Genomic DNA, 14,581 nt, shown 5'->3' on the forward strand with positions numbered 1-14,581 from the left:
GGCTGCGACCGCGTGCCGCGCCCCGTTGGCGGATAAACACTAGCGCTGCGCCGATGCCGCCGTTGATAAAAAAATCGCCTGATGTTTGAATGAAAGTTCATGTAAGGCGCGTAGCGCCTTCTCTTCATCGTTGCACGCGTTTCGAGGAACAGACACCCATGCTCAATCCGTCGAAAGCTGACTGCATCGCCATTCTTTCCGCCGCAAGCGGCGTGCGCGACAGCGACGCCCTGCTTGCGCTCGATCACAAACGGCTCGGCCTGTCCCGCAACGCGATGGACACCACCGCGATTTTTCTCACCGAGCGAGGATGCTTCAACCGCTATAGCTTCGGCGCAAGCGGCGTGGCGGTCGGCGCGTTGTCGCTGCAAGGCCGCTTGCGGCTCGATCAGCTCGCGAACGGCTGATTGAACGTCTGGCCGCTGTCGGAGACAGGCGGCTCCTCAGAACAACGCACGCGTGCGGGTCGATTCCGCACGCGTGCGTTTTCGCTTTCAGTCCGAAGGAAAGACGTGCGCGCGGAACCGTCGGCGTGAATCGGCGTCACAAGGCAACGTGTGCTATAGATGGGCCGAACCCGAACCGAACAAGCCGATCAGCCCGATGACGATCAGATAGATCGCCACGATGAAATTGAGCAGCCGCGGCATCACGAGGATGAGAATGCCGGCGATCAGCGAAACGAGCGGCCCGAGGCTCAGGTGGATGTTCATCGCGTCAGCTCCTTTTTGTTCGTTCGAGTGGTGCGGTCTCTCGGTCTCTCGGTGTGTCGCTCGCGGTCGGCGCGTGCGGTCCGCAACTTGCTGCCGGACAGCGCCCGCAGGCCCCAAGCGCCCGCCGTGCCCGTTGCGCCGAGCTTTCCGGCCGGCACCCGCCCTTGATAACAAGCAGCAAATAGACGACGAGGAGGTTCCATGCAACCGATCCATTCCCGCGCCGCGACGAACGCGTCTTTGCAAGCTGCGCGCCAGCCCGCGCCGAAGCTGCGCTGGTGCAAAGGCGTCGCGTTGATGCTCTCGCTCGCCGCCGCGCACGCCTTCGCACAGACGCCCGGTGCACCCGCGCCGGCCTCGGCGGGCAGTGGCGCGTCGAATGCGGCGACGAGCGAAGTCTATGACCTGCTTATCGGCACGTACACCGGCTCAGGCAAGAGCGAAGGCATTTACGTCTATCGGTTCGATGCGGGCAACGGCGAACTGACGCGCATCGCATCGGCGCAGACGGTGAATCCCTCGTACCTCGTCGTCAGCCGCGACAACAACTATGTCTATGCGGTCAACGAGCTTCCCGGCGACAACGGTCCCGCGTCGCAGCGCGGCGGCGTCAGCGCGTTCCGTTTCGATCGCGCGAGCGGGCAGCTGAGCTTCCTCAATCGCGTGTCGGCGGATGGCAACGATCCGTGCTATCTCGCGATCTCGCCCGACGGCAAGTATCTCCTCACCGCGAACTATTCGGTTGCGGCCAATCCCGGCGGCAGCTTCGCCGTCTTTCCGCTGGCCTCGGACGGGCACGTCGGCGCGTCCGTGCTGACGGTGCATCACGAAGGCAGCGGGCCGGTGAAGGGCCGGCAGGACAACTCGCACGTCCATTCGACCGTGTTCTCGCCCGATGGCAAATATCTCTTCGCGCAGGACCTCGGCGTCGACAAGGTCTACGGTTATCGCTACACCCCTGATGGCAGCCGTGGCCTGTTCGGGCCGACCGGTTCGCGCTACACGCCGGTGAAGGCCGGCGCCGGTCCGCGCCATTTGATCTTCGATGCGAGCGGCAAGCACGCCTATCTGACGACCGAGATGAACGCGTCGGTCCTCGTCTTCGATTACGCCGACGGCAAACTGACGGAAACGCAATCGCTGCCGATGACCGCGCCGGGTTTCAAGGGCAAGGTCGGCGGCGGCGCGCTGCATCTGTCGCCAGACGGGCGCTTCCTCTACGCGACGAACCGGGGTGACGCCAACGAGCTCGTCGCGTTCGCGGTCAATCCGGCGAACGGGCGTCTGAAGCTGCTGAAGCGTTACCCGACGCTCGGCAAGACGCCGCGCGAATTCGCGATCGAGCCGGGCGGGCGCTGGCTCGTCGTCGGCAATCAGGAGAGCGACAACGCGTTCTTTTTCCGGCGCGATCCGGCGACGGGCGAACTCGCGTCGGACCCGAAGCGGCTGTCGATCGGCTCTCCGGTGGATTTCAAGTTCGTCTCGCCGTCGTGACGCGAAGCGCCGTACCGGATTCAGCAGCGCCGGATTTCGACTAGCCAGGCAGCCCACTCACGATGACAAAAACAGCGGTCAAGGCGGTCACGGTTTCCTTGCTGAGTCTGTCATGCGCGGCGCATGCCGGCGAAGCTCAGTGCGACTACAAGCGCGACTGGTTGTCGTCGGCATGCGAGCGCGTGATGCGCGTCGCGCGCGACGGCACCTGGGATCTGTACGTGACGGGTTATGGCTGGCATATCGACGGCTACACGAATCGCAACGAGCTCAATCCGTGGTCATGGGGCGGCGGCGCGGGCAAGCATTGGGTCGATGCGAACGGCAACGAAGACCTGCTCTTCGCGATGGCGTTCTCCGACTCGCACCACAACTTCGAGCCGATCGTCGGCTACGCGCGTCAGTGGTACACCAACCCCGTGCTCGGTGGATTGCAGGTCGGCGGCGGTTTCTTCGCGGGCTTCACCGCGCGCAGCGATGTCGCGCACTACCTGCCACTGCCGCTCGCGTTTCCGGTGGCGTCGCTGCGCTATCGGCGGACATCGTTCATGGGAACGTTCATTCCGCGCATTCCCGGACTCAATGATGGCGATGTCGCGTTCTTCTTCGGCCGCTACGAGTTTTAGTACGATGCCGCAGCGGCGCGCGATCTGGTGCCGCCATCGTCAATCGCATTGAAAGGCAGAAGCAAGATTGGATACCATCCGCAACCCCGACGGGACCCTGCGCACCCGCGCGAGCACGAGCACGAGCACCGGCCGAAACGATCCGGCTCCGCCCGGCTTCATCAGCGCGTTCGACTTCGCGGGCGGCGATGCGATCCGGCTTTCGTGGGACGAAGCGCGTCGTGCCGTCGCCGGCGACGGTCTCACGTGGCTGCATCTCTCAGCCAACGACGATACCGTCGAGAGCTGGCTCGAAGGCGTCACCGCGATGCCCGACGTGGCGCGCGAATTCCTGAACGGCGAGGACCGGCGGCCGCGCGTGCATATGGGCGCGAACTTCATGTACGGCGTGGTCGCGGATCTCGAACTGGTCGCCGCCGCGCCGCAAGCGGCGACGCCCGGCGCGCGCGAGGACAATCGCGCGACCGGCGCGCTGCGCTTCTACGTCGATCGCCATCGGATGATCACCGTGCGTGCCCGTCCGCTGCAATCGACCGACCGGCTGCGTCACGCGGTCCTCGAAGGCGCGACGTTCCGCGATACCGTCGATCTGTTCGCCGGGCTGATTCGCGCGCTGAACGAGACTTTCGTGGACCGCATCGACGAAATCGGCGATCGTCTCGACGACGTCGAAGAGGGCGTGCTGGAAAACAGTCACGCGAACTGGCGCGCGCAGCTGGGCGACGTGCGGCGGCGTCTGGTGGAGGTGAAGCGCTTTATCGACCCGGAGCGCAACGCCCTCACGCAGCTGGTCACGCGCCGCCTCGAATGGGCCGAACCGCGTTCGATGGAAGCGCTCGTGCAAGCCATTCAGGTGCTCAACGGACTGGGCGGCGGACTCGAAGGGCTCTATGAACGCGCGAAGCTGCTGCAGGATGAGATCGCGGCGCAGCTTTCCGAGGACATCAACCGCAAGCTGCTGTGGCTCGCGATCATGTCGGCGTTGCTGCTGCCCGCCACGCTCGTGACGGGCATCTTCGGCATGAACGTGGCCGGCTTGCCCGGCACGCACGATCCCCATTCGTTCTGGATCGTGATCGGTGTGATGGCGGGGTGCGCCGCCATCACGATCCTGCTGTTGCGCAAGCTCCGCCTATGGTGACGACGGCCTGACGCTCACTCGCCGGGGCCGGGCGGCGCGAGCACTTCGCGATTGCCGTTCGTGCCCATCGGCGAGACCAGTCCGGCGGCTTCCATCTGTTCCACGAGCCGCGCGGCGCGGTTATAACCGATGCGCAACTGACGCTGCACCGACGAAATCGATGCGCGCCGCGTGCGCACGACGAACGCGACGGCTTCGTCGTAGAGCGGATCGGCTTCGGCGTCCGGCGATTCGCCGAACAGGTCCTGCGACCCGCCTTCCGCCGTCGGCCCGGACAGGATGCCTTCCTCGTATTCCGGCTCGCCGAACTGCTTCAGATACTCGACCACGCGATGCACTTCGTCGTCCGCGACGAACGCGCCGTGCACGCGCTGCGGATAGCCGGTGCCGGGCGGCAGGAACAACATGTCGCCCGCGCCGAGCAGCGATTCGGCGCCCATCTGGTCGAGGATCGTGCGCGAATCGATTTTCGACGACACCTGAAAGGCCACGCGCGTCGGAATGTTCGCCTTGATGAGGCCGGTGATGACATCCACCGAAGGACGCTGCGTCGCGAGAATCAGGTGGATGCCCGCCGCGCGCGCCTTCTGCGCGAGCCGCGCGATCAACTGCTCGATCTGCTTGCCGGCGACCATCATCAGATCGGCGAGCTCGTCGATGACGACGACGATCAGCGGCAGCGTCGACAGCGGCTCGGGCGCATCGGGCGTCAGCGAGAACGGATTCGTGAGCTTCTTGCCCGCGGCCTCCGTATTGCGCACCTTCTGATTGAAGCCCTGCAGATTGCGCACGCCGACCGCCGACATCAGCCGGTAGCGCTTTTCCATCTCGCCGACGCACCAGTTGAGCGCGTTGGAGGCGAGCTTCATGTCGGTGACGACGGGCGCGAGCAGATGCGGAATGCCCTCGTAGACGGAGAGCTCCAGCATCTTCGGATCGATCATGATGAGGCGCACGTCCTCGGGCTTCGCCTTGTAGAGCAGCGAGAGGATCATCGCGTTGATCGCGACCGACTTGCCCGAACCCGTCGTGCCGGCGACCAGCATGTGCGGCGCTTTCGCGAGATCGGTGACGACCGGATTGCCGACGATGTCCTTGCCCATCGCAATCGTCAGATTGGACTTCGACGAGCGATACACGTCCTGCTCGAGAATCTCCGACAGGCGGATCATCTGGCGTTTCCCGTTCGGCAACTCGAGGCCCATGCAGGTCTTGCCGGGAATGGTTTCGACGACGCGGATGGACGTGAGGCCGAGCCCGCGCGACAGGTCTTTCATCAGGCCGACGATCTGGCTGCCGCGCACGCCGAGCGCCGGTTCGACTTCGAAGCGCGTGATGACCGGGCCCGCCGACGCGCCGACGACCGTCACCGGCACCTTGAACTCCTGCAGGCGCTGCTCGATCAGCTGGCCCGTATCGGCGAGGCGCTCCTCGGAGACGGGCTCGACTTCGTCGGACGCGGGTTCGAGCAGGTCGAGCGTCGGCAATTCCACTGCCGATGCTTGCGGCGCGTGAAACTCGAACGCGGCGCCGGCGAAGCCGCGCACGGGCTGACGCGGTTCGGCGGCAGGCGCGGGGCGTTCGATGGCGATGGGGGGCGTTTCGCGGGCTGACTGCTGCGGCGCTTGCGGCGACTCGGCGCGTGCCGTCGAAGTCGCAGCCGCTGGCGGGACGAACGGAGTGTCGTCGGACCAGGGCGGCGTCGGCGTCCGATCCGGCAGCGACTCGGGGAACGGAGGCGGGAGAACCGGGGCGGCGGCGTCGTGGGAATAGTCCGCAGGTTCGAATGCCGACGGTTCGGCCCGCAGCAGCGGCGACGCGGGCGGGAGCGCTGGCGGCCATGCGGGTTCGCGCGGGTGGTCGTTCGCGGATACCGCGATAGCAACCGGCGCGAAAGGTGCGGCGGCCGAAAGCGGCGGGGCGATGGAATCTCGTGCCGTGCCGGGCGCTTCGGGTTGCATCGGCTCGTCATCGGCGGCTCTTGCGACCGGGATTGCTCGCGCGACGGGCGCGTCGATTTCAGTTGGCCGCTGCGCCGCGCTGATCGGCGATTCGAACGCGGGCGGTCGCGCAGCCTGCGCGGTCGTCGCCGGCTGCTGCTGAAGTTCGGCCGGGTCGAGCATCGAATCGTGCTCGTTCGTACCCGCTGCCGATGGCAGGTGGGAAAGCGCAGGCGCGGAAGCATCCGAGGGCCGCTGCGAGGCCGGGCCGTGCGGGACTTCGGTCGCTGCCGGTTGCGCTTCCATTTCGGCGGCGTCGGGCGCGGACGTGGATGCTGCTGCATCCGCTTCGATGCGCGCGGTCATCGATGCTTCGTCAGCGGTGGGTGTTGCATCGTCGTCAGACGACGGCTCTGTCGCACTCGTGGCCGCCTCGAACGGCCGCGCCTGGACTGCACTCGCCGCGGTGGCATTGGAAACGGCATCCGCTGCCGAGTTCGACGCTTGCCGCGAATCCTGCACCGGCGATGCGTCGATATTCAACGCTCGTCCGTCGTCGTTGGCGGCGCTCGGAGCCGCAATCCAGGAATGATCGTTATCCGAGACCGAACCCGCGAGCACCTGCACCGAAGGCTCCGACAAACGGTCAACCGCCGGCGCGCGAACCGCTTCCGGGACAACGGTCGCGATCGACTGAGGCGCAGCGGCCGACGCATCTTGCTCCGCGTCGTCTCGACGAAGCGAAGAGGGCAGGGCGGATGCAGGAAAGCCGCCTGCAGCCGTTCCGTTCTCGGGCAGCGTTTGCGCTTCATGATCGCGAGCGAGACTCGCCCCGGCAAGCGATGTCCAGAGCGCCGCGTTTTCTTCGATGGAACGCAAGGTCGCCTGAATCGCTTCGGGCGGCGGCGGCGGCTTCGACGGCGCCGGAGCGCGAGAAAAAGCCGGCGCGGCGAAAGGCTGCACACGCACGTCGCGGGCAGCGGTGCTTCGCGTCACGTCGGCCGGCGACGCGCGCTTCGCAATGCCGCGCGACATCGGCGACGGCGAGGGCGCGGCGGCGGTCCGCGGCGGAGCCACGGCGCTCGTGCTCGTCGACAGCGAGGCTTTCGACGGCAACGGCGCGCGAGCAGGCGCGAATGACGTTCGATCGACCGCAGCAGCCGGAGCAACCGAAGCGGCCGAAGCAGCCGAACGAGCCGATGCAGCCGAGAGCGAAGGTCCCACGGCGCCACGCGCCGTCGCCTTGTCAGCCGACTTCGACGACCCGAGCGCGGCCGCCGACGTCGACAGCGAATTGAGCCATCCGTCCGGCGCGACCGGTTCGACGAAGGCCGCCGGCGCCGCCGCGCCCGCGCGTTCGAACGCAGGGCGCTTCGAGTACGCTTCCGCCGTCGCGGCGATGTTCCCCGCAGCAATTTCCGCGCGCCTCGTCGTGCGCTTGCCGGTCGAAGGCGGACGCCACACGGTCGGCCGCTGATAACGCCCGCTGCGGTTCCCCGACGACATGCCGAGCGTCAACTCGTCGTGCGCCGTGCGCAGGCTCATCGCATCGAAATGTTCTCCGCCGATACCCCGCACGGCGTATCTCCCGCCCGCCGGTTCGCGCGTGCGGCGTTCCCGCCAGCGCATCTTCCCGAGCTTCGACTTCGACTTCGACTTCGCGCCCGCCTGATCGCGCGGACGCGTCTCGCGCTCGGGTTCCTCGGACGGCGTGGTCCAGCTCTGCGGCAGGCCGAAGCCGAACGCCTCTTCGACCCAGCGGAGCACCGAACGCCAGCTGAAGTTGACGAGCCACGGAAGACTGACGAGAAGCACCAGCGCGGCCACGGCGATAGCCCCCGCAGGCTGCGCGATGCCAGCCAGCCCGCTTGCAAGCGCCCGCCCGCCGCGATTGACGTTCTCCTGCGCTTCCATCGCGCCGGCGAGCGCCCCCTCGAGCGTCGCGCTCGACAGCAGCACGCAGAAGAAGCCGAGCCACAGCCGGATCGTGCCGGGACCACGCAGGCCCGCACCGCCCGGCATCACCGATTTGACGACGCGCCAGAGAAGCGCAAGGAACCAGACGACTGATGCACCGAACCAGCCGAGAACTACCGTGTGCATGCTAAGGATGAACCAAGGTTGGGTGAGACGGATGGAACTGCTGCCCGGCAGCACGCGTCGTGCGAGCGGGCCAGGCGTATCGATCGAGCAGTTTAACGGGTCGCGACTAAACGCGACGCGCGATGGCGTGAGCGCGCAACAGCATTGGGGCAGGCCGCGCTCATGGGGCGCGTCGTGCGAAGGTGAGCACCTGGCCGTTCTCGAACGTCAACTGCAGCGATGGCGGCGGGTTCATCTGGACGCCGCTCTTCGCGACGTGCGCGAGGCCGTCGAGATAAGGCTGCTCCAGCGCGCCGATAGCCTGCGACGGGCAGGCCATGCGCGTGGCGGCAAGCGGGCCGAAGCTCAGCTTGCCGTCTTTCAGATCGTACGCGCCGGTGTAGCGATTGCAGCCGGAGAACCCGCTCGCGCGCCGGCGGCCGCTTTCGGTCGAGAAGGAAAGCGTGATCGGCTGCCCGCCTGGCCCGGCGTTAGGAAGCGTGCGCGGCTGGCCGTTCGCGTCGGTCCAGGCGGTGAGTTCCCATTGCGTGTCGTCGAGCAACTGGGTTGCGGCGGGATTGTAGGGATCGGTGGGCGGCGCGCTCGCGTCGGGATGATTCGGCATGGCGCATCCGCCGAGGAGGCTCGCCACGACGAGCGCCGCGCCGGTGCAGCGCGACAGGAGTTTCGTCGACGACCATGAGGAGAGCGAAAGCGGTGCGCGGGGCAAATGCGAGGACATCGATGATCCTGAGGCTGGCGAAAGCGTAAGGGTACCGCACGCGTCCTGTGGTTTGTCCAGCGTCGACGTGCAAGAAAACGATCAATGGCCCGATTCTCGGCGACGCACCCGGGAATTCCGGCTACGGGCGCGAGTCAATACGGCTTGTCAATATGCCGGACGGCAGAAGGGAGCGCGCGGACGGTGCGTGTTAACATCGCCGCCAACCGGTTCTCGATGGGCTCGCGCACGCCTTCGAATACCGACGCACAACCCGATTCCATTGGAGCACGCATGCAGACGGACCAGGCCGGACAGAACGTAGCAAGAGATTTTGCATCGTCGATCGGCACGCCGCTTTCTTCCCGCGCCACGCGTGTGATGCTGCTCGGCGCCGGCGAGCTGGGCAAGGAAGTGATCATCGCGCTGCAGCGCCTGGGCGTCGAAGTGATCGCGGTAGACCGATACCCGAATGCACCGGGTCATCAGGTCGCGCATCGCGCGCACGTGATCGACATGACCGATCCCGCCGCCTTGCGCGCGCTCGTTGACAAGGAGCGGCCGCATCTGATCGTGCCGGAGATCGAGGCGATTGCTACCGACGCGCTCGCTGAAATCGAAGCCTCGGGCGCCGCGGCCGTCATCCCGACGGCGCGCGCCACGCAGCTCACGATGAACCGCGAAGGCATTCGCCGTCTTGCCGCCGAAACGCTCGGCCTGCCGACTTCGCCGTATGCGTTCGCGCAATCGCTCGACGAAATGAAGGCGGCGATCGCGACAATCGGCTATCCGTGCGTCGTGAAGCCGGTGATGTCGTCGTCGGGCAAGGGACAGTCCGTGCTTCGGAGCGAGGCGGACATCGAACCGGCCTGGAATCATGCGATGGCGGGCGGACGTGTGAACCACGGGCGGGTCATCGTCGAGGGTTTCATCGACTTCGAGTACGAGATCACGCAACTCACCGTGCGCGCCGCCGATCCCGCGAGCGGCGAGACGCAGACCTTCTTCTGCGAGCCGATCGGGCACGTGCAGGTAGCGGGCGATTACGTCGAATCGTGGCAGCCGCAGCCCATGAGTCCCGCCGCGCTTGCGAAGGCGCGCGACGTCGCCGCGAAGGTCACGACGGCGCTTGGCGGCCGCGGGCTTTTCGGCGTCGAACTTTTCGTGCGCGGGGACGACGTCTGGTTCTCCGAAGTCAGCCCGCGCCCGCACGATACCGGCCTCGTCACGCTCGCGACGCAGCGCTTTTCCGAGTTCGAATTGCATGCGCGCGCCATTCTCGGCTTGCCCGTCGATACGTCGCTGAGCGCGCCCGGCGCGTCGGCGGTGATCTATGGCGGCATCGACGAAGCGGGCATCGCGTTCGAGGGCGTGCGCGACGCGCTGGCGGTGCCGGGCGCGGACTTGCGCCTCTTCGGCAAGCCCGAGAGCTTCGCGAAGCGCCGCATGGGCGTGGCGGTCGCGACCGGCGTCGACATCGGCGAGGCGCGTGAGCGGGCGAAACTGGCGGCATCGAAGGTGCGGCCGGTTTCAACGAAGTGACGGCATCGTCCGTCGACAGGAGGCCAGGGTGAAACGCTTGGGGCTGGCCGCGCTCGTCGCGGCGTGCGTGGGACTGTCGGGCTGCGGACTCGCGGCCGCGCCGTGCAGGATCGTATCGGCGGGGCTGAAGATCGTGCCGGTGGTCGGCCATGTCGCAGCTGCGCCGACCGACGTTTGCGCGGAAGTCATCGATCCATGATTAGCATGAAAACGTTTCTCGCATTCACGATGGCCGCCATGGCCATGCAATCCGCGTTCGCGATGCCGCTGACGGTCCCGCAGATCCAGGCGGAATCGACGCAAGCCACGCGCTATGACTGCAAGGACGGCAAGACCGTGTCCGTGCAGTACACGAACACGCGCAACCGGCAGAGCTTCGCCGCGCTGACCGTCGATGGTCGCAAGCTGTTGTTCGTGAGCGTCATGGCGGGTTCAGGGGCAAGGTACGTCGCCGACCGGTTCGTCTGGTGGACCAAGGGTCCGCAAGCGAATCTCTACGACGAAACCGCCCCGAAAGACTCGCCTCCGCTGCTCGCGGATTGCCACGCGCGGCCAAGATAGGCGGAACGCCCCGCGGCGGAGCGCTCCCGGGGGCGGTGCTACAATGCACGGTTTTCCGGCAATGACCGGGCCGCAGCGATGGCGGGTGGATCGCGTGCAGCGCCGGGCGGGCAAAGAGCGCCCGAAGACCGCTATGGCGGGCATCCATCCGTCGTCGCGAGAGGGTGGTGTAAGCGGTGGTCGAAGCGGTGTTCCATCGAAGGATTCGTCGCGCGGCAGCGAAGGCGCGACGCGCGACGCACCGGGCGGCCTGCCGATTGCGACAAGCGCACACCGGGCGCCTAATCTCTTGCCCATTACGTCGCGGACCTTTTCCGCGTCATCGAAACATTCACGCGTGACCGGCTGGACCATTCGAATCATCCGAAGCACCCGAGCCATCCGTTACGCGCGCCGCATCGAGCGGACCTTTAGCGAAAGCCAAGATAGTCACCATGTCTGATTCCGTCGCCACAAACACGCCCACCGAAGAAGCCGCGGCCGCGCTCACGTTCGACCAGTTCGGCCTGTCCGCCGACATTCTCAGGGCGGTGAGCGAGTCCGGCTATACCACGCCCACGCCGATCCAGGCTAAAGCCATCCCCGTCGTCCTCGCGGGCCGAGACGTGATGGGCGCGGCTCAGACCGGCACCGGCAAGACCGCGAGCTTCTCGCTGCCCATCATCCAGCGCCTCTTGCCGATGGCGAACACGAGCGCTTCGCCGGCTCGCCATCCGGTCCGCGCGCTGATGCTGACGCCGACCCGCGAGCTCGCCGATCAGGTGGCCGCCAACGTGCAGACGTACTCGAAGCACACGCCGCTGCGCAGCACGGTCGTTTTCGGCGGCGTCGACATGAACCCGCAGTCGGAGGCGTTGCGGCGCGGCGTCGAAATCCTGATCGCGACGCCGGGCCGCCTGCTCGACCACGTACAGCAAAAGACGCTGAATCTCGGCCAGGTCCAGATGCTCGTGCTCGACGAAGCCGACCGCATGCTCGACATGGGCTTTCTGCCCGACCTGCAGCGCATCCTGAATTTGCTGCCGAAGGAACGTCAGACGCTGCTCTTCTCGGCGACCTTTTCGCCGGAAATCAAGAAGCTCGCTTCGACGTATCTGCGCAACCCGCAGACGATCGAAGTCGCGCGCAGCAATTCGACCAACGCCAACGTGCGCCAGATCGTCTACGAGGTGCACGAGAGTGATAAATCCGGCGCGGTGGCCCAGATCATCCGCGAGCGGGAACTGAAGCAGGTCATCGTGTTCTGCAACAGCAAGATCGGCGCGAGCCGGCTTGCGCGCGTGCTGGAGCGCGACGGCATCGTGGCGACCGCCATCCACGGCGACCGCTCGCAAAGCGAACGGATGCAGGCGCTCGACGCCTTCAAGCGCGGTGAGGTCGAGGCGCTCGTCGCCACCGATGTCGCGGCGCGCGGCCTCGATATCGCCGAACTGCCGGCGGTGATCAACTTCGATCTGCCGTTCAACGCCGAGGACTACGTGCACCGCATCGGCCGCACGGGGCGCGCGGGCGCATCGGGCGATGCGCTGTCGCTGTGCAGCGCCAACGAGCGCAAGCAACTCGCGGACATCGAAAAGCTCATCAAGCGTCCGCTCGAGGTGCAGACGCTTCATGTGACCGCACCGGTGCGGCGCGAGGGCGCACGGCGCGACGAGCGTCCGCCGCGCGGCGAGCGCACGGAGCATCGTCATGGCGGGCGGGAGGAGGCGGGATCGCGCCGGCGCACTTCGTCCGGATCCGGTTCGTACGACCGGCCGCGCGGGCGTCAGCAGCCCATCGACGAATTCTTCCTGAAGCCGTATGAGCCGTCGCCGTCGGCGATGAAGCGGCAGGAAGAATCGCCCGAACCCGAGCGCAAGAGCGCGTCGAAGCAGCCGCTCGCGGCGTTGCTCGGGGGTCTCGGGATGCCGCGAAAGACGTCCTGATCGAAGCGAAAACGGCAGCCTTTTACGGCTGCCGTTTTTCTTTTACCGCCCGAAGCGGCGCGCCCATTGATCTGTCGCGGCGGCGTAGAAAGCATCGAGGGAAGAGGCCGACGACGCGTCGATGCCCAGATGGCACGCCGCCTGCAAGAGCGCATCGAGCGGGGCGTCGCGATTCAGCGGCGTCGCGCCGGTCTGCTTGCTGAGCTTTTCGCCGGCCTCGTTGTTGAGCACCGGCACATGCAGGTACGACGGCGTCGGCACGCCGAGGCATCGCTGAAGATAGATCTGGCGCGCGGTCGAATCGAGCAGGTCCGCGCCGCGCACGATGTGCGTGATGCCCGCCTCCGCATCGTCGACGACGACGGCAAGTTGATACGCCCACAAGCCGTCCGCGCGCTTCAGCGCGAAATCGCCGACTTCCGTCGCCAGATTCTGCGCTTGCGGCCCTTGCCAGCGATCCGCGAAGGCAATGCACGCGGCGTCTCCGTCCGGAACGCGCAAGCGCCACGCGCGCGCGGGGCGGCCGTGCAAACCGGCACGGCACGTTCCCGGATAGGCCAGCGTCGCATGGCGCGCATGAGCATGCACGAGGGAATCGGCGATCTCGCGACGCGTACAGCCGCAGGGATAAACGTGACCGGCCGCCTGCAATGCGTCGAACGCGTGGGCGTAGGCCGTATCACGCTGGCTCTGCCACACGGGCGGCTCGTCGGAATGCATGCCGAAAGCGCCGAGCGTCGCGAGGATATCGGCGGCGGCGCCGGGCACGGTTCGCGGTGCGTCGACATCCTCGATCCGCACGATCCACCTTCCGCCGTGGGCGCGTGCATCGAGATAACTCGCGAGCGCACTCACGAGCGATCCCGCGTGCAGCGGGCCGGTCGGCGAGGGCGCGAAGCGGCCGCGATAAGTCATGTACGGGCGCTTAAGCCGCCTTCGCTTCGGGATGGCACGCCGGGCAGGCTTCGCCCGGCTTGTAAAACGGCGATTGCTGGTCTTCCGCGCTCACGACCGCGCGGCACGCGAAACATTGCGCCGTCTCCGTCGGTTCGAGTTTCGGGTTGAGCGCCGTGCGGTAATCGAACACGAAGCAGTCGCCGTTGTAATGCGCGCCGCCCACTTCCTCGAAGTATTTCAGAATGCCGCCTTCGAGCTGATACACGTGCTCGATGCCCACTTCCTTCATGTGTATCGCAGCCTTTTCGCAGCGAATTCCGCCGGTGCAGAAGGAGACGACCGTCTTGCCTTCCAGGTCGGCCCGATTCTGCTCGATCACTTCGGGGAATTCGCTGAACTTGCTGATGCGGTAGTCGAGCGCGTTGTCGAAGGTGCCGACATCGACTTCGAACGCATTGCGCGTGTCGAGCATGACGACCGGGCGGCCCGCGTCGTCGTGGCCGCGGTCGAGCCACGCCTTGAGCGTGGGCGCATCGACGGCGGGCGCGCGGCCGAGTTCGGGCTTGATCGCGGGCTTCTTCATCGTGATGATTTCGCGCTTGAGCCTGACCAGCATGCGCCGGAACGGCTGCGTGTCCGACAGGCTCTCCTTGAACTGCAGATCGGCGAAGCGGCCGCCGAAGAGCGCATCCGTCCGGATGTAGTCGATGAACTCGCGCACCTGCGCGATCGGCCCTGAAATGAACAGGTTGATGCCCTCCGGCGCCAGCAGGATGGTGCCCTTCAGACCGAGCGCGTTGCAGCGCTCGGTGACGAGCGGCCGCCACGCGGCGCCGTCCTCGATGCTGACGAATTTGTAGGCGGAGAGATTCAGAATGTTCATGATGAAAGACGACGAAACGCGTGAAAACGAGACAGACGCGGCAGTGCAGAGCCGCG

General features: G+C 66.5%; 13 protein-coding genes. 8 read left to right on the top strand and 5 right to left on the bottom strand.

The features are described 5' to 3' along the window. Positions 1–158: 158 nt before the first annotated feature. Positions 159–407 (top strand): hypothetical protein, encoded by a 249-nt coding sequence (locus P9255_RS23820; protein WP_309765245.1) that lies wholly within the window; start codon positions 159–161, stop codon positions 405–407. A gap of 153 nt (positions 408–560) precedes the next feature. Here the strand turns inward: P9255_RS23820 and P9255_RS23825 are convergent, their stop codons facing one another. After that, a complete protein-coding gene (locus P9255_RS23825; RefSeq protein WP_309765244.1) occupies positions 561–713 on the bottom strand; it encodes a DUF3096 domain-containing protein in 153 nt (50 codons plus the stop codon). A 201-nt stretch (positions 714–914) separates the two neighbouring features. Here P9255_RS23825 and P9255_RS23830 point away from each other — a divergent pair, with 201 nt between their 5' ends. From P9255_RS23830 to P9255_RS23840, 3 genes are all read left to right on the top strand, one after another. Beyond that, positions 915–2,207 (top strand): lactonase family protein, encoded by a 1,293-nt coding sequence (locus tag P9255_RS23830; protein ID WP_404980404.1) that lies wholly within the window; start codon positions 915–917, stop codon positions 2,205–2,207. A gap of 62 nt (positions 2,208–2,269) precedes the next feature. Continuing rightward, on the top strand, positions 2,270–2,833 hold the full coding sequence (locus P9255_RS23835) for an antimicrobial peptide resistance and lipid A acylation PagP (protein WP_309765243.1): 564 nt from the start codon (positions 2,270–2,272) through the stop codon (positions 2,831–2,833). Between the two features lie 67 nt (positions 2,834–2,900). Beyond that, complete coding sequence (locus P9255_RS23840; protein ID WP_309765242.1) at positions 2,901–3,974, top strand: transporter; 1,074 nt, start codon at positions 2,901–2,903, stop codon at positions 3,972–3,974. Positions 3,975–3,988: 14 nt separating this feature from the next. Here P9255_RS23840 and P9255_RS23845 read toward each other — a convergent pair whose 3' ends face one another. Then, the gene (locus P9255_RS23845; RefSeq protein ID WP_309790524.1) at positions 3,989–8,017 is read right to left on the bottom strand and encodes a DNA translocase FtsK; all 4,029 of its coding nucleotides are present in this window, start codon (positions 8,015–8,017) and stop codon (positions 3,989–3,991) included. A gap of 160 nt (positions 8,018–8,177) precedes the next feature. Next, positions 8,178–8,738 carry an META domain-containing protein gene (locus tag P9255_RS23850; protein WP_309765240.1) on the bottom strand — a complete coding sequence of 187 codons (561 nt, stop codon included), beginning with the start codon at positions 8,736–8,738 and terminating at the stop codon, positions 8,178–8,180. Between the two features lie 273 nt (positions 8,739–9,011). Here P9255_RS23850 and purT point away from each other — a divergent pair, with 273 nt between their 5' ends. From purT to P9255_RS23870, 4 genes are all read left to right on the top strand, one after another. Beyond that, positions 9,012–10,259 carry a formate-dependent phosphoribosylglycinamide formyltransferase gene (gene purT, locus P9255_RS23855; protein ID WP_309765239.1) on the top strand — a complete coding sequence of 416 codons (1,248 nt, stop codon included), beginning with the start codon at positions 9,012–9,014 and terminating at the stop codon, positions 10,257–10,259. 28 nt (positions 10,260–10,287) lie between these two features. Next, positions 10,288–10,458: a DUF6726 family protein gene (locus tag P9255_RS23860; RefSeq protein ID WP_309765238.1), complete on the top strand. Its 171-nt coding sequence runs from the start codon at positions 10,288–10,290 to the stop codon at positions 10,456–10,458. Then, the gene (locus P9255_RS23865) at positions 10,455–10,820 is read left to right on the top strand and encodes an MliC family protein (RefSeq protein ID WP_309765237.1); all 366 of its coding nucleotides are present in this window, start codon (positions 10,455–10,457) and stop codon (positions 10,818–10,820) included. The genes P9255_RS23860 and P9255_RS23865 overlap by 4 nt, the downstream gene beginning before the upstream one ends. Positions 10,821–11,254: 434 nt before the next feature. Next, positions 11,255–12,745 carry a DEAD/DEAH box helicase gene (locus P9255_RS23870; RefSeq protein ID WP_309790525.1) on the top strand — a complete coding sequence of 497 codons (1,491 nt, stop codon included), beginning with the start codon at positions 11,255–11,257 and terminating at the stop codon, positions 12,743–12,745. Positions 12,746–12,787: 42 nt separating this feature from the next. Here P9255_RS23870 and gluQRS read toward each other — a convergent pair whose 3' ends face one another. Both gluQRS and P9255_RS23880 read right to left on the bottom strand, forming a co-directional pair. Beyond that, positions 12,788–13,660 (bottom strand): tRNA glutamyl-Q(34) synthetase GluQRS, encoded by an 873-nt coding sequence (gene gluQRS, locus P9255_RS23875; RefSeq protein WP_309765235.1) that lies wholly within the window; start codon positions 13,658–13,660, stop codon positions 12,788–12,790. Between the two features lie 10 nt (positions 13,661–13,670). Then, a complete protein-coding gene (locus P9255_RS23880; RefSeq protein WP_309765234.1) occupies positions 13,671–14,525 on the bottom strand; it encodes a sulfurtransferase in 855 nt (284 codons plus the stop codon). Positions 14,526–14,581: the final 56 nt, after the last annotated feature.

Source organism: Caballeronia sp. LZ019, assembly GCF_031450825.1.
Classification (GTDB): domain Bacteria; phylum Pseudomonadota; class Gammaproteobacteria; order Burkholderiales; family Burkholderiaceae; genus Caballeronia.